General features: G+C 43.6%; 27 protein-coding genes. 15 read left to right on the top strand and 12 right to left on the bottom strand.

Annotated elements, in window-relative coordinates:
- The first annotated feature begins 302 nt into the window (after window positions 1–302).
- A complete protein-coding gene (locus tag FIS9605_RS38900) occupies window positions 303–3,338 on the top strand; it encodes a HEAT repeat domain-containing protein (RefSeq protein ID WP_082209912.1) in 3,036 nt (1,011 codons plus the stop codon).
- 406 nt (window positions 3,339–3,744) lie between these two features.
- On the top strand, window positions 3,745–4,008 hold the full coding sequence (locus tag FIS9605_RS43390) for a hypothetical protein (RefSeq protein ID WP_155960611.1): 264 nt from the start codon (window positions 3,745–3,747) through the stop codon (window positions 4,006–4,008).
- 453 nt (window positions 4,009–4,461) lie between these two features.
- On the opposite strand, the gene FIS9605_RS43385 is transcribed toward FIS9605_RS43390, so the two are convergent.
- Complete coding sequence (locus tag FIS9605_RS43385) at window positions 4,462–4,626, bottom strand: hypothetical protein (protein WP_197036190.1); 165 nt, start codon at window positions 4,624–4,626, stop codon at window positions 4,462–4,464.
- Between the two features lie 257 nt (window positions 4,627–4,883).
- On the opposite strand from FIS9605_RS43385, the gene FIS9605_RS0131210 reads away from it, so the two are divergent.
- Window positions 4,884–6,695: a leucine--tRNA ligase gene (locus tag FIS9605_RS0131210; protein ID WP_231510548.1), complete on the top strand. Its 1,812-nt coding sequence runs from the start codon at window positions 4,884–4,886 to the stop codon at window positions 6,693–6,695.
- Window positions 6,692–6,895, top strand: a complete 204-nt coding sequence (locus tag FIS9605_RS0131205) for a hypothetical protein (protein ID WP_026736051.1) — start codon at window positions 6,692–6,694, stop codon at window positions 6,893–6,895. The genes FIS9605_RS0131210 and FIS9605_RS0131205 overlap by 4 nt, the downstream gene beginning before the upstream one ends.
- A 199-nt stretch (window positions 6,896–7,094) precedes the next feature.
- Here the strand turns inward: FIS9605_RS0131205 and FIS9605_RS43380 are convergent, their stop codons facing one another.
- From FIS9605_RS43380 to FIS9605_RS0131195, 4 genes are all read right to left on the bottom strand, one after another.
- A complete protein-coding gene (locus FIS9605_RS43380; RefSeq protein ID WP_155960609.1) occupies window positions 7,095–7,352 on the bottom strand; it encodes a hypothetical protein in 258 nt (85 codons plus the stop codon).
- A gap of 129 nt (window positions 7,353–7,481) precedes the next feature.
- Complete coding sequence (locus tag FIS9605_RS38895) at window positions 7,482–8,012, bottom strand: Rpn family recombination-promoting nuclease/putative transposase (RefSeq protein WP_231510527.1); 531 nt, start codon at window positions 8,010–8,012, stop codon at window positions 7,482–7,484.
- A gap of 136 nt (window positions 8,013–8,148) precedes the next feature.
- A complete protein-coding gene (locus FIS9605_RS38890) occupies window positions 8,149–8,481 on the bottom strand; it encodes a DUF2887 domain-containing protein (protein WP_035140478.1) in 333 nt (110 codons plus the stop codon).
- Window positions 8,482–8,724: 243 nt separating this feature from the next.
- Window positions 8,725–9,459: an SDR family oxidoreductase gene (locus tag FIS9605_RS0131195; protein ID WP_026736050.1), complete on the bottom strand. Its 735-nt coding sequence runs from the start codon at window positions 9,457–9,459 to the stop codon at window positions 8,725–8,727.
- A gap of 108 nt (window positions 9,460–9,567) precedes the next feature.
- Between FIS9605_RS0131195 and FIS9605_RS0131190 the strand changes: the two genes are divergently transcribed.
- Window positions 9,568–9,879, top strand: coding sequence for a winged helix-turn-helix transcriptional regulator (locus FIS9605_RS0131190; protein WP_026736049.1), 312 nt, complete (start codon window positions 9,568–9,570; stop codon window positions 9,877–9,879).
- Between the two features lie 11 nt (window positions 9,880–9,890).
- On the top strand, window positions 9,891–10,187 hold the full coding sequence (locus FIS9605_RS43370) for a hypothetical protein (protein ID WP_155960608.1): 297 nt from the start codon (window positions 9,891–9,893) through the stop codon (window positions 10,185–10,187).
- A gap of 161 nt (window positions 10,188–10,348) precedes the next feature.
- Here FIS9605_RS43370 and FIS9605_RS0131180 read toward each other — a convergent pair whose 3' ends face one another.
- On the bottom strand, window positions 10,349–11,077 hold the full coding sequence (locus FIS9605_RS0131180; RefSeq protein ID WP_035140475.1) for a competence protein CoiA family protein: 729 nt from the start codon (window positions 11,075–11,077) through the stop codon (window positions 10,349–10,351).
- 225 nt (window positions 11,078–11,302) lie between these two features.
- On the opposite strand from FIS9605_RS0131180, the gene FIS9605_RS44510 reads away from it, so the two are divergent.
- Genes FIS9605_RS44510 through FIS9605_RS41465 form a run of 3 tightly spaced genes read left to right on the top strand, consistent with a single transcriptional unit; the run spans window position 11,303 to window position 12,196 of the window.
- The gene (locus FIS9605_RS44510) at window positions 11,303–11,599 is read left to right on the top strand and encodes an HNH endonuclease (protein ID WP_072032446.1); all 297 of its coding nucleotides are present in this window, start codon (window positions 11,303–11,305) and stop codon (window positions 11,597–11,599) included.
- 39 nt (window positions 11,600–11,638) lie between these two features.
- The gene (locus tag FIS9605_RS0131175) at window positions 11,639–11,941 is read left to right on the top strand and encodes a hypothetical protein (RefSeq protein ID WP_026736047.1); all 303 of its coding nucleotides are present in this window, start codon (window positions 11,639–11,641) and stop codon (window positions 11,939–11,941) included.
- 48 nt (window positions 11,942–11,989) lie between these two features.
- Window positions 11,990–12,196 carry a hypothetical protein gene (locus FIS9605_RS41465; RefSeq protein ID WP_231510526.1) on the top strand — a complete coding sequence of 69 codons (207 nt, stop codon included), beginning with the start codon at window positions 11,990–11,992 and terminating at the stop codon, window positions 12,194–12,196.
- A gap of 113 nt (window positions 12,197–12,309) precedes the next feature.
- Here FIS9605_RS41465 and FIS9605_RS0131170 read toward each other — a convergent pair whose 3' ends face one another.
- From FIS9605_RS0131170 to FIS9605_RS0131160, 3 genes are all read right to left on the bottom strand, one after another.
- Complete coding sequence (locus tag FIS9605_RS0131170) at window positions 12,310–12,969, bottom strand: hypothetical protein (RefSeq protein WP_026736046.1); 660 nt, start codon at window positions 12,967–12,969, stop codon at window positions 12,310–12,312.
- Window positions 12,970–13,082: 113 nt separating this feature from the next.
- Window positions 13,083–13,784 (bottom strand): hypothetical protein, encoded by a 702-nt coding sequence (locus tag FIS9605_RS0131165; RefSeq protein WP_155960607.1) that lies wholly within the window; start codon window positions 13,782–13,784, stop codon window positions 13,083–13,085.
- 180 nt (window positions 13,785–13,964) lie between these two features.
- Complete coding sequence (locus tag FIS9605_RS0131160) at window positions 13,965–14,660, bottom strand: hypothetical protein (RefSeq protein ID WP_026736044.1); 696 nt, start codon at window positions 14,658–14,660, stop codon at window positions 13,965–13,967.
- A 144-nt stretch (window positions 14,661–14,804) separates the two neighbouring features.
- Between FIS9605_RS0131160 and FIS9605_RS0131155 the strand changes: the two genes are divergently transcribed.
- Together FIS9605_RS0131155 and psb34 are read left to right on the top strand one after the other, a co-directional pair.
- Window positions 14,805–15,011 carry a hypothetical protein gene (locus FIS9605_RS0131155; RefSeq protein WP_026736043.1) on the top strand — a complete coding sequence of 69 codons (207 nt, stop codon included), beginning with the start codon at window positions 14,805–14,807 and terminating at the stop codon, window positions 15,009–15,011.
- Window positions 15,012–15,284: 273 nt separating this feature from the next.
- Window positions 15,285–15,455, top strand: a complete 171-nt coding sequence (gene psb34 / locus FIS9605_RS43365; RefSeq protein WP_017307359.1) for a photosystem II assembly protein Psb34 — start codon at window positions 15,285–15,287, stop codon at window positions 15,453–15,455.
- Window positions 15,456–15,490: 35 nt separating this feature from the next.
- Here the strand turns inward: psb34 and FIS9605_RS0131145 are convergent, their stop codons facing one another.
- The 3 genes from FIS9605_RS0131145 to FIS9605_RS0131135 all read right to left on the bottom strand — a co-directional run bounded on the left by FIS9605_RS0131145 (window position 15,491) and on the right by FIS9605_RS0131135 (window position 17,140).
- A complete protein-coding gene (locus FIS9605_RS0131145; RefSeq protein WP_026736042.1) occupies window positions 15,491–16,171 on the bottom strand; it encodes a hypothetical protein in 681 nt (226 codons plus the stop codon).
- Between the two features lie 309 nt (window positions 16,172–16,480).
- Entirely contained in the window at window positions 16,481–16,699 is a 219-nt protein-coding gene (locus FIS9605_RS0131140) for a hypothetical protein (protein WP_026736041.1), read from the bottom strand.
- 234 nt (window positions 16,700–16,933) lie between these two features.
- Window positions 16,934–17,140, bottom strand: a complete 207-nt coding sequence (locus FIS9605_RS0131135; RefSeq protein ID WP_026736040.1) for a hypothetical protein — start codon at window positions 17,138–17,140, stop codon at window positions 16,934–16,936.
- 147 nt (window positions 17,141–17,287) lie between these two features.
- Here FIS9605_RS0131135 and FIS9605_RS0131130 point away from each other — a divergent pair, with 147 nt between their 5' ends.
- The 4 genes from FIS9605_RS0131130 to FIS9605_RS40115 all read left to right on the top strand — a co-directional run bounded on the left by FIS9605_RS0131130 (window position 17,288) and on the right by FIS9605_RS40115 (window position 20,383).
- On the top strand, window positions 17,288–18,058 hold the full coding sequence (locus FIS9605_RS0131130) for a ParA family protein (RefSeq protein WP_026736039.1): 771 nt from the start codon (window positions 17,288–17,290) through the stop codon (window positions 18,056–18,058).
- Entirely contained in the window at window positions 18,055–19,008 is a 954-nt protein-coding gene (locus FIS9605_RS0131125) for a ParB/RepB/Spo0J family partition protein (RefSeq protein ID WP_026736038.1), read from the top strand. The genes FIS9605_RS0131130 and FIS9605_RS0131125 overlap by 4 nt, the downstream gene beginning before the upstream one ends.
- Window positions 19,009–19,210: 202 nt before the next feature.
- Window positions 19,211–19,651, top strand: a complete 441-nt coding sequence (locus FIS9605_RS0131120) for a hypothetical protein (protein ID WP_026736037.1) — start codon at window positions 19,211–19,213, stop codon at window positions 19,649–19,651.
- A 102-nt stretch (window positions 19,652–19,753) separates the two neighbouring features.
- Entirely contained in the window at window positions 19,754–20,383 is a 630-nt protein-coding gene (locus tag FIS9605_RS40115) for a plasmid pRiA4b ORF-3 family protein (RefSeq protein ID WP_072032444.1), read from the top strand.
- Window positions 20,384–20,398: the final 15 nt, after the last annotated feature.

Here is a 20,398-nt window from a genome sequence, read left to right as displayed (position 1 = left end):
GAACGAACGAACTACCAGAATTGCCAACAGGAGGTGCTCTTTATTTTTGCGCGACAGCACATTTCTAAATTTGCGGATTTGCGCTACACAACGCGAGGATCTGAATTGCGAATAATGGCTTAATAAGAGAGTGAGCGCGTGATTATGGCAGAAGATAACCCCAAATTTTTTGTGAGAACTTGGGGTGAATTGTTGTCTAATTTGTCGTTTTTTAATTAGAAGAATTAAGGCTTTTATTGAAGGTAATTGCCAAAATAAGAGTAGTATGTATCCTGACTATATGCACCTACCTAAAAATTTTGATGAAAGAGCGTTTCAGGAAATTAACTAAGTACAAAACTTTACAAGTTCGCAGTGTGATTGAATCCCTCCAAGCTTTGCCAGTGAGTCACTCAATTCGTAACGGATTTATAAAATGCTGTACTAAGTTCGTTTCTCTTCAGGCAGTTGTTCTACTGAGTTTGACATCGCCTTTGATCGTAGCAAACGTTAGCTGGGCACAACTGTCTAAATCCGATGCGGATGTTCTGAAATGGTATATTGAGCAGGAGATCAAGCAGCATCCCCAGTTGCAGACTGACAAGGAGTTGCAGCAGCAACTGGTAACTGAGGTGGAAATGATCGCCTATATCGAACTGTTGAAAAACGCAGATCCAGAAATACGCCTAGCAGCCATCAATTTTTTTAAGTCTTCACTGAAAAATCAATCAGGTGTACATGCTTTGATTAAAATTTTGCAAACTAAAAATAGCCAGCTTCGCTCTGATGCTGTTCATGGTTTGTTTACTATGCGTTCAGAAGCTATACCTGGCTTGATTGTAGCATTACAAGACAAGCAAGCACAGATTCGCTCTGGTGCTGCTTATGCTCTGAGTCAAATAGGGAAAGAAGCCAACGCAGCTATACCAGATCTAACAGTTGCATTGCAAGACAAAGATAAATTGGTTCGCTACAATGCTGCTATTGCTTTAAGTAGAGTCGAAAACGTAGAGATTTCTGTTTCTGTGAAGTACTTAGAAAATACATCCGCAACCAAGGCGAAGCTACAGGATAAGAATGCACGGGTTCGCTACAATGCTGCTATTGCTTTGGCTTCTTTCGGAAAAGAATCTCAAAATGTTGTCCCTATCCTAATCGAGGCGTTGCAAGACAAGGATACATGGATTCGCTCTAATGCTGCCAGTGCATTGGGCTACATTGGCAAAGATGCTGACAGTGCAGTACCCGCTCTAATTGTGGCTTTACAGGACAAGGATGAATCAGTTCGCTCCAGTAGTGCTTATGCTTTGAGTAATATAGGGGAAAAAGCTCAAACCGCAATACCTGCTTTAATTGTGGCTTTGCAGGACAAGGATGAATCAGTTCGCTCCAATGCTGCTTCTGCTTTGGGCAGTATCGGGAAAGGTACTAAACAGGCCAAAATGATTGTAACTGTCCTAATCAAGGTATGGCAGGAAGACCAGAATGTGCGGGTTCGCTCTAGTGCTATTTCTGCTTTGGGAAATTTTGCAAAACAAGCTCAAGTTGTTATTCCACCTCTGATTGTAGCTTTGCAAGACCAAGATGAATTTATTCGTTCTAGAGCTGCTTCTGCTCTGGCTCAGATAGCTGGTGATCTTCAGGAAGAAGCCAACACGCTATCTTACGCTGAATTAGATAAAGTCATCAAAGACTTGGAGAAAGCTCTAAAAATTTTAGCAGACCCTCAGTTGAAGCCTTACAAAACCCAGATTTCAACTGTAAGTTTCTCTATCGAAACACTTAAATATAAAAGAGACCTACGTATTTTTGACAGAGCATTTGCCTGGATGAAAAAAAATCAATGGGCGGTGGGAACAGTAATTTACCTAATTTTCTTTCCCTCCCTTTGGTTGCTTCTGCTGCGAGTGCATCCTCTGTGGCTGCTGCGGATCAACGATGCACTTAAACCTTACACTGACTTTAGCTTGCCTGTTATCGGCATCAAAGTACCTCTGCGAACAGTACTATTTCTGAGTTTGTTTCATTATCACCCTAGAGTCCTGGATGCATGGGTAGCTGCACACCTCAAATCAGTCCAAGAAGAATTTCAGGAAAAGGACACGGTGCGCGCTAGAAAAGTTCACATCCCCATCCCTGTGATTCTCGACGGCAAGACTGTAGCCCAACTTACAGCCAACGAACTGCGCTCTAGCTTCAAAAAACAACGGGGTTGCTTGCCGATCTGGGGAGAAGGAGGAGCTGGAAAAACAAGCCTAGCCTGTCAAATTGCTAAATGGGCAATCTCAGAGGATGAAGCAGAACGCCTCTGTGAACACCAAATGCTGCCACTGCTAATTGAGGAAGAACTAGATTTAGAAACAGTTGGTAAACCACCATTGATGGCAGCTATCCAGGGACAATTACAGGATTTGACCAACGAACCAGAACCAATTTCTGATGAATTGCTGGAACGCCTGCTTAGACATCGGCGAATTTTAGTCATTATCGATCACTTTTCGGAAATGGGCGAAGTCACGCGCAAAGCAATTCGTCCAGATTCTCCAGACTTTTGTATTAACGCTTTAGTAATTACGTCCCGTTTTGAGGAAAAACTGGGACAAGTAACCAAAACCACACTTAAGCCTTTGCGGATTGCAGGAAATCGCCTGTCGTCGTTCATGGAAGCATATTTGATGCAGCGAGGCAAACGCGACTGTTTCACCGATACGGAGTTTTTCGACGCTTGTAGCCGCTTAAGCACAATGGTAGGAGCGCGAAACATTACCGTCCTGTTGGCGAAGTTGTATGCAGAACAGTTGATTGCCGCGAAAGAAGGCACATCAGATGGCCAGATCCCTGAAAATATCCCTGATTTAATGCTTTTTTATGTTAACGAACTTAATCGCAGTGTAACTGGCGATCGCTATGACAATCGCACTGTCCATCAAGATGCTCAAGCGATCGCTTGGGAATGCATCCAGACAAATTTTCGACCTGCTGCGGCTAAAAAAGATGATGCTTTAACTACACTCAATATTGACGATAGTCCAACTCACCTTAAGTATCTAGAAGAACGTCTGCGTCTGATTCAAACCATCGGGGCTGCACAAGATCAAATTCGCTTTGCTCTAGACCCTTTAGCCGAATATCTGGCTGGTCTGCACTTATTAAAACTTTATGGTGACGATGAGCAATTATGGCAGCAATTTTTTCAAGCAGCAGTTAGCAAACCAGGCGCACCAGATTTAATCAAAGGTTTCCTTCTAGCATTACGAGACTGTTGCATTGCTAAAGGCAAAGATGCAAATGTGCCTGATTTTGTTGTGGAAGAATTGGATAAACTGACAGGCTTTATTTCCAGTAGGAAATGGCGCTAAGATAAACCCCCAAACTAATCATAGTTAGCGAGCAAGCTGAAGTTCAGCAGTTGTTGGGGGAAGTGCCACAAGAGGAGAAACAACGCTTAGAAGCAGCAAAGCAAGAAGCACTGAAAAAACTTTGGGCTTCAGCACAACAGTAGTATCCCACATTCCGCACCCAGAACTGTCACAAAAGAAATGAAGCGTAAATTTGGAAGATAATTTTTGACTCAAGACCAAAGTGTGAGGGATGAAACCAATTTTCCGCACCGGAGGTCGAAGTTGGTTCAACTTCGTCTAAGCCTAGCAAGCAGGAAATAGGAGAGATTTGCAACGAATTGAGGAGGTTGCGGATTAACCCTGAACCTTGTTTGGGTGTGGTCAAGAAATATTGGGCTAATTGCTCTTTGGAGCGATCGCCCGTGTGAAAGAAGCGATTAGTGAAGGTTGGTGTGAAAATCCCACTGGTCTATTCATCAACAGCTGCATTCTTTGGGCGAAGGGTAAAAATACGGTAAAACGGATGTTAGCCAGTGATTTAATTGGGCGCGTCAGCCTCCGATTGTGTTGGCGATGTCCGGCGGGGTGGTTTATACGCCCTCAGAGGGATGCGGTGGATGTGCTCTCGTTGATGCGGCGGTTTCTGATGCCCCGAGTAAGGAGGGCGATCGCACTGCTTACTCAGTAGTGTTGATTAATTACCCATCATTCCCTACCGCGCGATCGCACTTTCAATCTGCAAACGAAAACCCTCCATAAAGTCGGGTATTATCTTGGATGTATAATTCCAAACACTTTATCCACCAAAGTTTAAACTCAGCTTATGCACTGGTAAAGGTGCAGTGAAACTACTCTATCCGCATACAAATAGTGTTAATATTTTGACGATTCACTACTTGATTGCAATTGCAACTGCGGGCGCGAGCGAGCGCTTTTTTCGTTCAAGGTGCGAGCACATCAAAATAGCGCCTTGCTCCCTGCTAAGTGCCTGACTCCCCCTCCCCCCTGCTCCCTACACAAGAGCCTCTTCAACTGTCCTGCTTCAGAAAATCCACTGTCCGCAACAAAGCGCGATCGCGCTAGGGGATGCCTGCACCCGCACGCTTTGTTAGGGTAAGCGGGATGACCATAACTCTAACAATTACCGGATGATTGCCTCTTGTTGGCTGTTGGTGTTCATCTGGAAACGGGCTACTGTACTCAACTGAGGGCGTTGCTTGGGGCTATCCTTGTCATGTAAAAAGCGATCGCTCAAACGTTCAAATTCACAATCGCCTACCAAGCACGAGATTATTGAGATTTGCAACGAGTTGAGGCGACTGTGGATTAACCCACAGGCGATACGCGGGGGTGCTTAAGAAATACTGGGGAAATGTAACTGGAGCGATCGCACACTTATGATATTACAATTATATTACAAGTAGACATTGAGGATTTGATGATGCACGACTCGGACCTGTAACGCCGGATCAAAATGATCCGGTCAATTCTATTCCACCTTCTTCTACTTACGACCACCGCGCGGTCGAAGCCCGATGGCAATCCGTCTGGCAGCAAACCCAACTGTATGAGGTCGATTTAGCAACGACTGCTCAGCCATTTTACAATTTGATGATGTTCCCCTATCCCTCAGCAGAGGGTTTGCACGTTGGGAATGTCTATGCTTTTACCGGAGCCGACATCTACGGTCGTTTCATGGCGATGCAGGGCAGAGCAGTATTTGAGCCAATGGGCTTTGATGCCTTTGGCATTCACAGCGAAAATTTTGCGATTAAGCAAGGCGTTCATCCCAGCAAACTCACGGCACGTAATGTTAAGCGATTTCGAGAAACGCAGTTGCAACGAATTGGGAATCGTTTCTGCTGGAAGCATGAAATTCAGACTACCGATCCCTCGTACTATAAGTGGACGCAGTGGATTTTCTTGCAGTTGTTCAAAGCGGGATTAGCGGTTCGCAAAAAAGCGGCGGTGAACTGGTGCCCTGACTGCAAAACAGTACTTGCTGATGAGCAGGTGGTTGGATGTTCGTGTGAACGGTGCAGTGCGATCGTCATTCAACGGGAATTGGAACAGCGGTTCTTCAAAATCACCCAGTATGCTCAACGGTTGTTGGACAATTTGGATCAATTGGATTGGTCAGAAAAAGTCAAAACGGCTCAACGAAACTGGATTGGTCGTTCCGAAACAGATGGCACAGTACAGTATCACTTGCGAGATTGGTCGATCTCACGGCAACGCTATTGGGGCCCGCCAATTCCCATCATTTACTGTCATAGCTGCGGTACAGTGCCCGTTCCTGAGGATCGGTTGCCAGTGCAGTTGCCTGAAACTGAGAATTGGTTGCCTCAAGGAACTGGGAATTCTCCTTTGGCGGAAATTCCAGAATTCGTCAATACAACCTGTCCCTGCTGTGGTGGTGCAGCACGGCGAGAAACGGATGTATCTGATAACTTTTTGGATTCTGCCTGGTATTTTCTGCGCTATCCGTCGAGCGAGCGCTCTGTTTTTCCATTTGATCCAGCAATTACCGCTAAATGGTTGCCTGTGGACATGTATATTGGTGGTGCAGAACATTCTGTTCTCCATCTTTTGTACAGTCGATTCATCACAATGGTGTTGCAAGATTTGGGTCATATCCCATTTGAAGAACCCTTTCGGCGATTTCGCGCCCACGGATTGCTGACCAAACAGGGTGCCAAGATGAGCAAATCGAAGGGCAATGTGGTGAATCCCGATCGCTACATAGAGGAATATGGTGCAGATACATTGCGAACCTACCTGATGTTTTTGGGACCCTACAACCAGGGTGGTGATTTTTCCGATCGCGGTATTGCTGGCATCCGGCGATTCCTGGATCGAGTGTATCAATGGGCGATCAAACACCAAAATTGTCTTCAACCCAATCCGCCAGATTTGGCATCACAGCGGCGTTTACATCAAACAATCCACAAGATTTCCTCCGATATTCAATCACTGAAATACAATACAGCGATCGCCGCATTGATGAGTTATTTCAATATGTTGCAATCAAATTCGAGTATTGCTGAGGTGGAATTGAAGTCGTATCTGTTGATGTTGGCTCCCTTTGCACCCCATGTGACTGAAGAGATCTGGCAGCAATTGGGGGAATCAGGCTCAATTCATCAGCAAACTTTTCCCCAGTTTGATCCTCAATTCCTGATTCAGGAGCAGATCACACTCGCAGTGCAGATCAATGGACGTACTCGTACCACAATTACCCTTTCACCGGACGCTTCACAAGAGGAAGCGATCGCAATCGCAAGACAAACAAAAGCAATTCAACGGCATCTAAACAATCAGGAGGTTCATCGTGCTGTTTACGTTCCTGGTCGAATTCTGAACTTTGTTACTTGAACAAATTTACGATCGCCCTGGTGCTGATTTCCCTCAGCCATGAGTTTTGGAGTTTATTAGCCGCAATGGTGTTGTTTTATCCGGCATCTGGTGCGTTTGTCAGTTTGTCTCAAGCAACGCTGATGGGTCTCCAACCCACCCGCCACGAGCAAAATATGGCACGGTGGGCATGGCGGGTTCTCTCGGCAATGCAATCTTAAATCTGTGCTGAGATTACATTGGAGTCTGTGGGGAAAAATGATCGGTTTTGATGGACAGTTTGAAGACATTCTCGCGATCATGCTATGCCCTATGTGTGGATGTCTCCCCCACTCCGAATGTGAACGGTCGATATGTCCTTTTCAAACAGATTATGATTATGAGTACAACTAGTTCGTCATCCAATGCGCGAGCACTACTCTAACGCAGTACTGCCCTACAAAAAGCTTCCTCCCCTCTCCCCACACTCCCCACACTCCCCACACCTCCGGTACTCCCCACACTCCCCCCTGCTCCCTGCTCCCATGCCTGATTCTTCCCCCTGCCTCTTAAGAGTCCTGCATCAGAAAAACAACAGTCAGCAACAAAGCGCGTAGACGCGAAGCGGCAACTGAGAGCAGATCGCTTTTGGGATGGCTGCACCCGCCAAACTGATGGAGTCAGTGGTATGACCGTCATACCAATTCTTTGTGAGCTTGCACAGAATCTTGAAGTCTAAAATCCTTGTATGACAAGATTTTTAAGTATAGCTATTGTTGAAGTCATAGTCACGTGGCTTGAAGCGCGAGGAAATCACCTCATTTAAGACTACTCTTCTAAAGCGTTTCTAATGGTTTCCTCATCTAATTCTAATAACTCTGATATTTCTTGAATACTGAGTCCCCGTTGCACCAGCTTTGGCAAAATTTTTAACTTAGCTTTTAGTTCACCTTCTTCCTCCCCTTCTGCTTTAGCTTCTTGATAAACTCTAGTTTCTTTGAGCAAGTTTAAATTCAGCATAGTTTCTATTTCCTCGCGGCTTAAATTAGGAAACTTGTAGACTACAATTGTCTCTATAAATTCTAGAACTTTTCTTTGGCTTCTTGTGTCTGTCAATTCCTCCTTTGCTTTGCTAATTAGGGTTTTGGCTAATTCTGTGGCTTTGTTCTGACTCTCTACAACTAAACGTATAATTCCTATTCCTAGAGAATCATCTGCTATGTCTTCAAGTTCATCTAGGTAAAAGCGACGTAGATGAGGTTCTAACAAGGAACGATAACGTTGGGGATAGGTACGTTCATTGCTGCGCTTGTCATAAATAACTATTGCGAACCAGTCAATCGCTTCGCTCCAATTCAAAATTAGAAATTAAAAATTCAAAATTAAAGACCCCATAATTAAATAATAGGGCTTGAAATAATGATGCTGCTTATAGCTGTTTTCCATGTTTAAAAACAGGGGCTTGTACCCCAACTGTTAATTCAAAATTACTTAATCATCTCTTAAATTTTGAATTTTGAATTTTGAATTTTGAATTGTTTTGGTCAGGGTTGGGTGGTTGATATTGGGTAAAGTAAAGGAAAATACTGGTAAACAGTCGGTCATAAAATTCTTCATCTTTGTAAAACTGAATCTCGACAAAGTATAGTGGTTCTAGAGTGAATTCTTCAAGGGGAGAAAATACCCCATCTAATCGAAAGCTTTTTTGTTTAATTTCCGGTGCGATAAAATCATAGATATTTGTGTTAGTTTCTGGTTTGCCAATGATTTCAAAGAAGATGTTAGGAAATTCTTTAAAGATTTCATAGAAAATCGCATCTGTTTTCATAAAATCTTAATTATGATTACGAATGACGAATTATTCAAACATTCTATCCCATGCCTCCAACACTAATCTTTGGATGCGGTATTCTCTAGATTGTTTAATTTCATTGTTATTTAAACAGAGGATTGGTGCGATTCGGGCGGGGTCGTTTATACACCACAAGGAGAAGCGGTGGATGTACGCTTGTGATGCGGCGGTTTCCATGCGTTAGCTATTTCTTGGCTTGTTAAAAAGTTTTGGAATTTACTACTGCGTGCTTCCAACAAACACAGTTGCACCACTGCTGAGACTGGAATTTGCACAGGTATTAACAATCGCCCTTGCAAATTCTTCAACGGTTGGTAATGAACCTACTTGTTCACGACGTTCATTGATGAGTCCGCGATTGGAGCGTTCCATCAGCTTGGGAGTGATAGTGCCTTCGATTAAATCACCACTGACAACTGCAAGACTAATTCTGCTGTTCGTAAGTTGTGCGATGCGGTTACGCAGAGCCTGTTCACCAGCATATTTACTAGCTGCTACAGGTTCGTACAACTCATATACTGGCTTTTGTCCATAGAAATGAGCTAGGTGACTGGTTACAAAAACAATTCGTCCACCAGCCTGCATTAAGGGTACTGCCAAATCAACTAATCGCTCCTGTGCCGTTAGATTAACAAGCATTGCATAGTCTTTTTCTTTATCTTTTTCTAAACCACCGCTTGCATTGAGTATCAGCAAGTCTAATTGAGCAAAGTTAGTGGCGATATCATGCATCAGGGAGCTGACCTCGTTCGCATCAGTAATATCAGCCCGTCCCAGAAGGGCACGACGACCCATTGCACGAATCTGGTTAGCAACTTCCTCTGCACGTGATACTTTGTTGCGATAGTTGATCACAATATCAGCTCCACGTTCAGCCAGAAGTTGTGCAACAGCAGCACCGACACCTCGTGATGCGCCTGTAACTAGAGCGACTTTCCCACTTAAATCAAGCACTGTGATGCTTTACTCTCACTAATCAACTACGATTCAAACGATAAAATAGGCAGTTTCTAAAGTAAAGTAGGTACCATCTGGCAACCAAATAACCGAAAAGGAACTAATATGACGAAATCAGTATCTTGTTCAATGGAAAACCTTCTAAATTACCTTTCCGGTACATGGACAACTTATATCCTCTGGTTTCTTCATAGAGATGGTGCGCTACGTTTTGGAGAACTCCGACGTAAGATCGGCGATATTTCAACAAAAGTTTTGACACAAAGATTAAGGATGATGGAATCAATGGGGATTGTTTATCGCCACTATGAGCCAACTATCCCCCCACAAGTTACCTATGGTCTTACCGAACGTGGAAAGGAACTAACCAAAGCCCTGACTCCTTTATATAAACTCGCACTTCGTTGGAATGCATAACTAGTCACAAATTGGGGTTAAGACTGGCCGAGGCTTGTGGTTTTGGTGATGGTATTAAAGGAACAACAAGGGCACTCCCAAAGCGCGATCGCGGACTGTGCGCCGGGTGCCCCAACGTTCGCTCCCGCCAAAAAAGCCCCGAATCGGAGATTCAAGCAGAGGTTCATGAAGGAACAACAAGGGCACTCCCAAAAGCGCGATCGCTCTTTGAAGCAAACACACTCAGGCTACCTGTACATGACCTACAACAGATGAAACCGAAAGTACTATCTCCTGTTGAAATATATATTCACACAAGACAAACCTAGCCTTGTCATTATGCAATAGTGAGGATGGCGATCCCCTTGCCTCTGCTATTGCAACAATTAACACTTATTGAAAAGCAACTGTTTGAGGTCATAGAATCGTGCGATCGCTCTGGTTACTAATTGCACTGTACTCGACGGATATCACGCTTAACACAGAAAAGCTAAATACCTTTAACCCAGGCTGAATATTGTTGATTGACACGAGACTTAACATAACCAGCCTCATAGCAAGCGGCCCCAAGCGCACCTCTGAGCGCAAGTTGATTAACATTGGGTAACTGCACCTTTAACTCTTGCAGTGCTAACGATTCTATGACCATAGAACCAGCTCTTGCAACAAGCTTTGTCGCTGCTAATAATTGCGGTGTAGTTGCACGTCTTGTTTTTGTCTCCCACAAGGGTTTGCTACTGTCTAATGTGAATTGCTCTGTAAATGAGAGCAACATAGTCGCGAACGCTTGCTTGCGATAAAGCCAACCCCAACCTCCACTCTTTATACGCTTCCCACTACGTTGGCAAGCTTCGGCAATAAGCAAGACGGCATAACCAAAATCGAAGGCTAATCCTGTGTTAATTACCCATAGCGATTTACGTGGTGGTGACAAAGTGAATTTATAGATATCACTATTAGAGGATGTTGGTTCTAGCCGTATGTGGAACCTACGGGCATCAAACACCCAAAGCAAATGGCCAAATTGAGTATAGAATTGCTCACGCTTGCAGATATCCCAGGTGCTAATGCTACTGTGCTGGAACTCAACTATGAGCTTGCTGCCATCTGGCTGCGGTAAGCACAAATCTGCTCTGTGCTTGTGCTTACCATTACACATAACGACTTCACGATACTCCAAAGCAAACATCTCTTGCCAGCTTAAATGCCATTGAGTCATAAAGCCTCGTGGTAGAGTAGCACCATTGGTAACAAACGCACGAATCCTACCCCACCTAAGCGCAAGCAAAGATGGGGATGCAAGGACAATATTTTTTGGTCAAGATAGCTTAAATACTCTTCTTGACTTTTTCTGACCAAAAAAGTCAAGAAATTCGTGATGGCGCATCTGTGGCACACCAAAGAAACAATAAAATGCTAGAAGCCCCGCAATATTTCACTGACAATGAAGTTTAACCGTCGGCTTTACCCAGACAATTGGTCAGAACTTGCTCTAGCAGTTAAACAAGAGGCTAAGTGGTGCTGTCAAAAGTGTGGGTTGAAGTGCATTGCTCCAGGTGAAGATACTTCTAAACTTAGCCGCTCCGAAAGAATGAAACGCACGCTACAAACCCATCATTGGGACAGAAACCCATCTAATAATTGTGCGGAAAACCTGATTGCGCTTTGCAGTGCGTGTCATCTTTTTTACCACCAAGGTGGTAAGTCTAATGTTTCGCCTGGGCAGTTATCGTTGTGGTAAACAGTAAAAATTTTGGCAAGCGTGAGTTTTAATAATTGAATGAGTAAATTTCAAATCGATATCGACTTCAGCAATGTAGATTTCTCTTCCCTTGAGACAGAAGAAGATTTTCAAGCTTCTGCAAAAAAATTACTGCCTGCTGCACTTGTAAAGCTTGGTGAAGCTGTGGCGCTTCAAACTTGGGAAGAACTGCAACAAAAATTTAAGAGCAAAGGTTCCCAAAGTGAAAAACGCAAATTTATTCAAGAAACAGGAAGGAACTATCACAGGAGTGCAAGTAGTCGAGAAAGACAAGAACTGGAAGACTATATAGTAGAGCAACTACGCCAGCATCAAAAGTAAAAACACCAAGCGCGATCGCTACTTCTGGGGCTTTTATACTCAATGCCAATGAAAGAGCAACTGCCATGTAAAACTATCTGCAATGACTGCGCTTTTCATGTGTTGGTAGAGGGCGTTGTGCAATGCATTCACCCTGATGAATTAGAGGTTAATTGTGCTACTGTAACTTTCTGTAATTCATTCCAACCGACCCAGGAAGTTGATAGTCCTTGTGTATCCTTCGGCAATGATGAAGCTAGAACGGCTTCTGGTTAGATGTCGCCAATTGTGCGATCGCTTTTGTTGTGAAGTTATCTGAGGAGCGATCGCGCCACAGATAACCTTGAACTCAGCACCAAGGGCTTTCGTCTGTTCGCTCCAACGATTTGTTAGCCCGCGACAATGAGTGAATGCATATCTGAATGATAAGATTCGTAATTCCTCCACTCAAGAAGCGCCGTAATATTGCTAGAGAAATTAATCAACACTTTATTCTCTAAATCGAATGCGGGATCTTTGAAGCATTGCTCTACGGCAACACCATGATTGTACGCAAGTAAATTAAATATAGTTATGTTTGGCTCTCTAAGCTCTTCATCATCCATGTGGTTAAATTGATTACGAGCAGCGTAGATCGCTAACCCGATAGGTACGCTGCGAATCCTGCGCCCTATGCAGAATTTAGCAGTCTTTGTTCCGGTCTTTATCAGTAAGCGCAAATCTTCAGGTACATCTTCAGGTATCTCCTTATTCTCAGAAAACCATTGAATTCCCATCGCTGCAATTTGAAGTAAAGAACCGCATAGTGTAGCAAGTGCAAAACTCTCTGCGGAAAATTCTCTCTGTGCTTCGAGTGATGATTGGATTGCGGCTCTATTTGAAGCTACCCAGTTCTTGTAAACAAGTCTTTGGTTTTGTGTATCTCCAAAATTACCTACGTAGACAGGTGGTAGTGCATCACGTAAAATTTTGAGATATGAATTAATTCCGTCGAAAATCTTAATGACCGCGCTTTCTGTTCGTTTGAGATATTCTTCTGGTGAGTTCATTTTTAACTATTTAGTTATGTTTTATATTTTTCTTGACAGCGTTGATTGGCTTTATTTTCCAATACTCATGTGAGCGACTGATGTGTAGACAGCAAGCTAGGAATTAAACAATACTAAGTTCTACGTACATTTTGAAGCTTATCCCAAATAGTAATTGCTAATTGTTCTATTACTTCTTCGTAATTCCAGTCTGGGTTGATAATCGGTATTTTCTCAATATCCTCTAACTGGTTATAATCAAGATTCCTTTCACAATACTTTTCAAAATATTGAGGGTTTTCAGCGATGATCGCTACTACATCTGTGTAGTCAAAGTAGAAATCGCCGTGATGTCTCCACTCTCGTTCCCACAAAAAATCGTGTTCGTCGCTCACTACATTTATCAGCGAATAATAGTGGACAATACTTTTGTAATGCTCTTTCTCAGTTTTCTTAAGTTCTTTTAATTGCCTTACATCCTCGAATACCCGATCAAATTCGTCTAGAATAAATTCTTTTATAGGAGTTCCCTTCGCATTAATGTATATCGCTGGACTTGCTCCTTTATCAAAAAGTTTCTCTTTCCAAAAGACTAAACCATACGGCTTCAATTGGATTTTTCTATCCTTTATCTCAGCAGTAAGTTGCTTAATTTGGGTCAAAGGAGTCTCTGTAAAACAAACAGTGTTAAAGCTTTGTCTTAGCAGACTGCTGAAACCCATCTGATTTATTTTATACTTCACTAAACAGTGAGCGTTGCGAGCAACTATCTTTTGATCTTTGAGAATATTTAGTAGGTTCTCTTTTGCCCTTTTCCCCTCATAGTCTCTTGTCAAGTGAACTAGAAATCTTGATAAGTCTTCTCGATTGGAATGGAGCCTCACAACTGTTCTCGACTCAAGAACTGATCCGTAGACTACAATTCTAGCCGTATAAGGCTGAAGTCATCGGCGGCAGATACCCTTTCGGACACCGCCAACACTCGAACCAGTGTAGGAGTGCAGTGTTAGACCGTGCTAGTGCAATTGCCCCTCTTTTCGACTTCTCAAGTTCACTATCTTAAAGCCCTTGTCGGCTTTTCTAAGAAAGTAAGAAATGAATCCTGAATGTGAGGGTTTATTGTTATGTTCGTAGTCTTCCCTTACCTCCACCACATAATCTACATCAAACTCCCGATCTGAAAAGAAGCCCGGATTGCAAGCTATATCACGAGTCGCTTGGTTTTGCTCCGCAATCTCTATCTGTAAGACTGAAGTAGTCATTTTTGAACACGAAATATAGCCATTTGAATAACCGCCCTTGATTTCCTGCATATTTAGCTGTGTTCCCAGAAACTTTTCCGTGTTCTTGTCTAATACAGCAGCATCGCGTGTCGAGAATAGCCTTAAAATTTTATTCACTTCATCTTGAGTTATGCTGCCGTCTAGAACGAGCGGACGGGGGGACGTGAAGGAGGAAACTGATTGTTTGCCCTCTGAAGATTGAGAGGAAAAGTCAGCGATCGCCTCCCAATCGTCAATCCCAACCGCCTTACAGATAGCCATGAATATTTCTTGCTGAATGGGTTCTCTTAACCAGAAACGCTTCAAGGTTGCTTTTGAGGTCAGTGCAAGTCCGTACCAGGCTTCCTCGGTTTTTGTCCACCCCTTCTTTCGTCTCGCCTGGTCAACGATTTGCAAACCCTGTTCAGATGCCCTGATTGAAGCCGCCATAGCTGATGGAGTTGAGTGAGCTTGAATTTATTTTGTCACTTTTCAAAGTCTAATGGCTGAGCCAAATCTGAAACCAGATCTGAGCCTTGAGACTTTGATAATTCCTTGATCCTGAAATTATCAACTCAATCGAGGAATGCTCAAATGAATCAGCAACAGCCTACTCCAACCCACCAGACTGTCCCACCAATCGTCCCTATCGACCCCATGCCTATTGTGGAGCATGGCGAGTCTCCAACAGCGATTATTCTGGCGATCGCTATTCTCATTACTGCCCTCGTTGGCTCTGTGACCAACCTCGTCCGAGTTCTGGTGTGGGTGATGCTGCAACGGTCAACGCCTTCCCGGTAAGACTTGAAAAAAACGATTTGCACCGCCTGTATTGGGGTTGCAATCATTGTTGAATCAGAGGTATCGGTGGGTGATCGCAACTTCCAGGTAGAACCAAAGTTCATGTGCTACCACACCTCACAACAATCCCCGCAAAACCTAGAGCGATCGCCCCCATTCCTGATAAGCACCTCTTAGTAACGCTATCAGCCCTTTGTTGTCAAGTCAGGTTGACCTTTTGTAACAATATTGTTATATTACTTTACATAAGATAACAAATAAAGGAAACGAGCTATGTATACCACAGTTAATGAAGACGGCGTTCTCAATAACTACGCAACCGAACCCAAGATGTACTATGCTGAGTACCCTGCAATTTGGGAACAACGCAAATACGTTATCCAAGCTGTTTTTGCTTCTTTAATTGTCACTACTTTAGTTTTGGTTGGTTTTAGTGTTAGCTAAGATTTTCTGCTTCTCGCTATATCTGGAGTTGACAACTACTCAGGAATAGGCGCATTCACATCAGGGTAAAGAGCGCGGTATTTTTCCCACTGCTGACGGTAAAACTCTATCCCTGATTGAGTAATAACCAGCTTGGTTGAGTGCTTACCGTCTTTCCAGTAGCCTACTTCTTTAACTAGGCCGTTATCGGTTTTGTAATAATCTCGCAGTCTCAACCAAGTCCATCGCCAACTAAAGCCAGCGTAATCTCCAAAGCTTGCGTCACTTATGCCGTTCTCACCTGCTTGATAGGCAGTGACTAGTGCTTCCCACTGCCTTGGTTTTAATTGCCCTTTGGGCGGCTTTTTGGGTGCGGATTCTCCTAAGCCAGCACGAGCGACAGCACGGCCAGTTGTGGTGAGCTTGATGGAAATTAATTCACTACCGTCATAATTACATTGAATTAAGTTGTGTCCTTCCAAAACCCGCAGAGTTGAACCTAGTCCCTGGTCAACTACACCAGCTTCTCGTAGCAACCTGTGCAATAAAGTTTCATAGCTTGTGGGTTCAAAATAATATTGCAGATTACGCCACACAGCAGCAGGATCTCTGGTTGAACCTAATAGCCAAGCTTCTTTTTGTGCTGCCTCCGCAGACTGGTCAGCGCGGTAAATTGCAGTGAGGGTGGCTTGCTGCCGTTGGTTGAGTTTCTGCCACAGATGAAGGTGTTTACTCATGAATCACAACCTCTAGCAACCTTAAAAATCCATCCAGGTGCTTTGTTTGCTGTCTTCTTGGGATACCGTCATTCACACTTTTGTTTCTTGTTTCTCGCCTCGGTACTTAACGCGCCCGGTTTTTTGTTGTGGGGTGCGATCGCACTTCATTAGACATCAGCCGCTAAGAGTGGTGTAGACCCCCAAGTTGGCAGCAACGCCTTGTTCTGGATTGACGTTTGCCATAGGTCAGATGAGCGTACATTTTATTTCAAGCGTAATTTAGTTTTCTGTTACCCATTGCTAACGCTTGCTTTCAAAGTCTTTAACTCATTTGTCTAGATCCTGACGCACTTGGTAGATGAACTTCGCGCAATCAAATTCTAGAGCTAATGCGCGATCGGTAATCTCCGTTGATAGAGATTTTAGTTTTTTCAACTTCGCGTCAAAACGCTTTTCACACTCTTCGATTTCCCGGAAGAGTTCAGCAAGTTCTGTATCACCTGGATTTTGAATCCATGCATCTAATTCTGATTGATTGTCCAGCATAGTGATTTTTTAAAGATTCACTTTACCTTATGAGAAAATCTGAGGTGTTCACCCTTTGGGCGGCTACCCTTGGGAGCATTGCCTTAGTCGTTAACTTTTAAATGTATTACGCCTAGTCTACAACTTTGACTTTGGTCAATTGATATTTTTCAGAATTTGAGGCGTTGCAGGAATATTGTTCGTATTTTCAGAAATTTTTGACCAGAGACTGGAATTCATGCTCTGTGCGATCGCTCACCTAATCACCATCTTGAGGTGAGCCATCTGTGGGTGTTGCCACCCCTCGCTAACAGCCTTGGGCATCACCTGCCACCGACTAAAAGCCAAGTCAAAGGCTCGTTTGTTCACCTTCTCCTGAGTTTGTGGCTTGGTGTACTGCTGAACAATCTCTTCACTGCCCAGCAGCTGGTTGACTTCGACTATCTGAGAATACTTTGTCATTGCTTTATGCTATGCCAAAAATTCCAAAAATGCATTGCCAGAAAAACTTAAATATTTAAAAAATCAGTAGTTGTATTGCCTCCTAGCCGACGCTACAATCTGCGGTATAAGGGGCAATCAATTTTTTCAGATCGCAATTTATCACTCGTGAGCAAAACCCGCATCATTGCACTATTTAACCAAAGTGGAGGCGTTGCAAAGACGACGCTCACCCAGAATTTGGGCTATCACCTGGCACTCAAAAAACGTCGCGTCCTGCTGGTGGATATGGACCCGCAGGCTAGCTTGACTACCTTCATGGGACTCGAACCCGATGAATTAGACCAGACCATCCAGCAAGCAATTGTTGACAACAAGCCATTGCCTATACATCCTCAATTAATTCATGGTATGGCGCTTGTCCCGGCTGACATTAATCTGGCAGCTAGTGAAATGCAGCTTAGCGGTGCGATCGCCAGAGAATATCGCCTTAAAAATGCCCTGGCGACAGTGCAAGATAAATACGACTTTATTCTGATTGACTGTCCCCCATCTTTGGGGTTACTTAGCATTATCAGCCTAACTGCTGCCACACACATTCTTGTCCCTATCCAGTGCCAATTTAAATCATTCAAAGGGACAGAACTTTTACTTAGTACAGTCGCCCAAGTTAGGAGTCACACCAACCCCACTTTACAATTTGCTGGATTTATCCCGACCATGTTTGATAGTCGCACTGCCCAAGAGTCCCGTACTGTTAAAGCTGTGCAAGAACAACTATCAGATATTGGTACTGTTTACCCACCTATACCCAAAACTATTGCCTTTGCCGATGCGTCCGAGCATAGAGTACCCTTGGCATTGTTTGATAAAAATCATCCTGCTGTCGGTGTCCTCAAAAAAATAGCGAGTAGTTTAGAAAAACTCGATTTACCATGAGCAGCAAACGCAACGAACCTTACGCCGCCATCAAAAAACCTGTTGATTTGTTATTTGGCAGCAGTGTTACACAACCTGATAACAAAGCCAACGCTACTAACACTATCGCCATTACTAAAATCAAACTTCCTGCCTCACAACCCCGCCGCTACTTTGACCCTCAAAAGCTGGAAGAACTATCACGCTCGATTAAAGAATTGGGCATCCTTGAACCTTTGTTAGTGCGTCCGCTGACTGAAGGCGATTATGAATTGGTAGCGGGGGAACGACGCTACAAAGCAGCATTAATGGCAGGCTTAACAGAGGTTCCTGTTGTTGTTAGGGAAATGGACGATGCGACTACATACCAAGTGCGTCTCGTTGAGAACCTGCAACGCGAAGACCTTAACCCCCTAGAAGAAACTGAAGGTATCCTCGAACTATTGGCGTTACGAATAGAGATGACACGAGATGAAGTAATTAGTCATCTTAATCGGATGAGAAACGTTTGCGATCGCAATTCCGAACTGAGACATAACGTTATGTCTCAACCCCAAACCCAGGTAATTGAAGAGTTATTTGGCTCGTTAGGGCGGATGAGTTGGGAGTCATTTGTTAAGAATCGTCTACCACTGCTCAATCTTCCTGCTGATGTGCTAGAAGTCCTGCGTTCTGGGACACTGGAGTACACCAAGGCACGGGCGATCGCACGAGTTCAAGATGAGGAGACTAGAAAGCAACTTCTAGAGGATGCGCGAGCCTATAATTTGTCATTAAACGAAATTAAAAAGCAGATTAGAGAAATTGAGCAGCAATTTTTACCAGAAACCCTATCAATAAAAGACCAGGTTGATAGTACTTTTCGCAAGTTGAAACAATCCAAGGTGTTAGATGACCCAAAGAAAAAAGCCAAGGTAGAGAAGTTGTTGGCTCAGTTGGAAGCACTGATGAAAAATGACAAAACCAATTGATGAAACTGAACCAATATTGTGGTGCAGATAGGAATATCACAGACTCTAGATGAGCGAAAAAATAAAGTAAAGTATGGATTGAAAAGTTAGAATCTGGGTATAGAGCTTTCTAAGGAATATTAAAGAATATCGATCACTGGTGTAGTAGCGGCGCTACCAGATCAACAGTTTGTAAACTTAGCGAAGTAATCTATACAAAAATATGGAGTTAGTGATTATCCTCCTCGGCATCGCCGTAATTATTGGTGTTGTCTCATGGGTTGTTGACAAAGCTAATAAAGCTCAACTGTACACCAAACTCAAGCCTAGACTTGATCAACTTGACCAAAGAGAGGCGAGGTTCAGTCACGAACAAGCTGAGTGGGGAAGACAGGTTCAACAACAACAAGCTGAGTGGGCAAGAAAAGTTCAGGAAGACAAGCAGGCAATAGAAACATTGGCAAGAGAAAAATCTTTGGGGTTTCCTTGGTTAGCCCAAGCCTATACAGATTTTTATTATTTGCAAGATATCAAGAAAGCCGAATTTTTGGAGTTAAAATCACATCCAGCTAAAAAAGCTGCGGAAACTATCCGTGAAATCGCAGCAGAACGCAGAAAAGCAGAAAAGCTATGGCGTGTTCTCAAGTACCAATTAGAGTATTAGGAGAGCGATTTTTTTCAGGGGAGATGACGGACATAACGCGGTAAGATAGCTTAATGTCTGATTGTTCTGAAAAAGCCATCTATCAACTAAAGATAGTACTGCTTGGCATCAGCCCCATGCGGAAGGCGGCGCATACTTGTCAAAAGCGACACCACAATAAAAGATTTACATTACACGATCCAGCTGGCAATGGGGTGGGAAGATATTCACCTACATCATTTCATCATTCACGGTAAGTATTATGGGATTACCCAACCAGGGGGAACAATTTTTAGCGATGCTGCAAAGCAGCCGCTACGCGAACGCGCCTGTGAAGTAAAACTCTCGTCCCTTGGGTTGCGGGAGAAAGAAAAGTTTTTATACGAATATGACTTCAGTATTTGCCCATTCATGGGTGCATGGCGTTATTGGTGGCGGCATCAAATCAGACTAGAAGCGATACTTACTCCAGATCCAAACCAAACTTACCCAATCTGCACTGGTGGTAAAGGTGTTTGTCCCCCAGAGAACTGTGGTGGCCCTTGGGGCTTCATGAAAGCAAGGGAAGAGTTTTTTATTGGGGATGTGTTAGAGCGTTTTGCTCAAATGTTGGAAAATAAAAAATTTGACATGAGTAGAGAAGAAGCAAGCGAACTACTCACTTGGCTTTCAGTTTATCAAAACCGTTTCGACCGTCAAAAAGTCAACCAAAATCTACTAAAATACGCTACCGGAGACAGGGAGTCGCTGTAATTGTTCAAGGGGATA

This window comes from Fischerella sp. PCC 9605, from assembly GCF_000517105.1.
Lineage (GTDB): Bacteria > Cyanobacteriota > Cyanobacteriia > Cyanobacteriales > Nostocaceae > PCC9605.
This window is presented reverse-complemented; position numbering and strand designations above follow the sequence as displayed.

Excerpts from the sequence above, each read along its gene's own strand:
- FIS9605_RS0131145 (WP_026736042.1), bottom strand. The coding sequence starts at position 16,171 with ATGAGTAAACACCTTCATCTGTGGCAGAAACTCAACCAACGGCAGCAA.
- FIS9605_RS0131120 (WP_026736037.1), top strand. The coding sequence starts at position 19,211 with ATGGAGTTAGTGATTATCCTCCTCGGCATCGCCGTAATTATTGGTGTT.
- FIS9605_RS0131155 (WP_026736043.1), top strand. The coding sequence starts at position 14,805 with ATGAATCAGCAACAGCCTACTCCAACCCACCAGACTGTCCCACCAATC.
- FIS9605_RS0131170 (WP_026736046.1), bottom strand. The coding sequence starts at position 12,969 with ATGAACTCACCAGAAGAATATCTCAAACGAACAGAAAGCGCGGTCATT.
- FIS9605_RS0131125 (WP_026736038.1), top strand. The coding sequence starts at position 18,055 with ATGAGCAGCAAACGCAACGAACCTTACGCCGCCATCAAAAAACCTGTT.
- psb34 (WP_017307359.1), top strand. The coding sequence starts at position 15,285 with ATGTATACCACAGTTAATGAAGACGGCGTTCTCAATAACTACGCAACC.
- FIS9605_RS0131190 (WP_026736049.1), top strand. The coding sequence starts at position 9,568 with ATGACGAAATCAGTATCTTGTTCAATGGAAAACCTTCTAAATTACCTT.
- FIS9605_RS41465 (WP_231510526.1), top strand. The coding sequence starts at position 11,990 with ATGAAAGAGCAACTGCCATGTAAAACTATCTGCAATGACTGCGCTTTT.
- FIS9605_RS0131175 (WP_026736047.1), top strand. The coding sequence starts at position 11,639 with ATGAGTAAATTTCAAATCGATATCGACTTCAGCAATGTAGATTTCTCT.
- FIS9605_RS43380 (WP_155960609.1), bottom strand. The coding sequence starts at position 7,352 with ATGACGGTCATACCACTGACTCCATCAGTTTGGCGGGTGCAGCCATCC.
- FIS9605_RS38890 (WP_035140478.1), bottom strand. The coding sequence starts at position 8,481 with ATGAAAACAGATGCGATTTTCTATGAAATCTTTAAAGAATTTCCTAAC.
- FIS9605_RS0131160 (WP_026736044.1), bottom strand. The coding sequence starts at position 14,660 with ATGGCGGCTTCAATCAGGGCATCTGAACAGGGTTTGCAAATCGTTGAC.
- FIS9605_RS0131135 (WP_026736040.1), bottom strand. The coding sequence starts at position 17,140 with ATGACAAAGTATTCTCAGATAGTCGAAGTCAACCAGCTGCTGGGCAGT.
- FIS9605_RS38900 (WP_082209912.1), top strand. The coding sequence starts at position 303 with ATGAAAGAGCGTTTCAGGAAATTAACTAAGTACAAAACTTTACAAGTT.
- FIS9605_RS44510 (WP_072032446.1), top strand. The coding sequence starts at position 11,303 with ATGAAGTTTAACCGTCGGCTTTACCCAGACAATTGGTCAGAACTTGCT.
- FIS9605_RS0131140 (WP_026736041.1), bottom strand. The coding sequence starts at position 16,699 with ATGCTGGACAATCAATCAGAATTAGATGCATGGATTCAAAATCCAGGT.
- FIS9605_RS0131180 (WP_035140475.1), bottom strand. The coding sequence starts at position 11,077 with ATGACTCAATGGCATTTAAGCTGGCAAGAGATGTTTGCTTTGGAGTAT.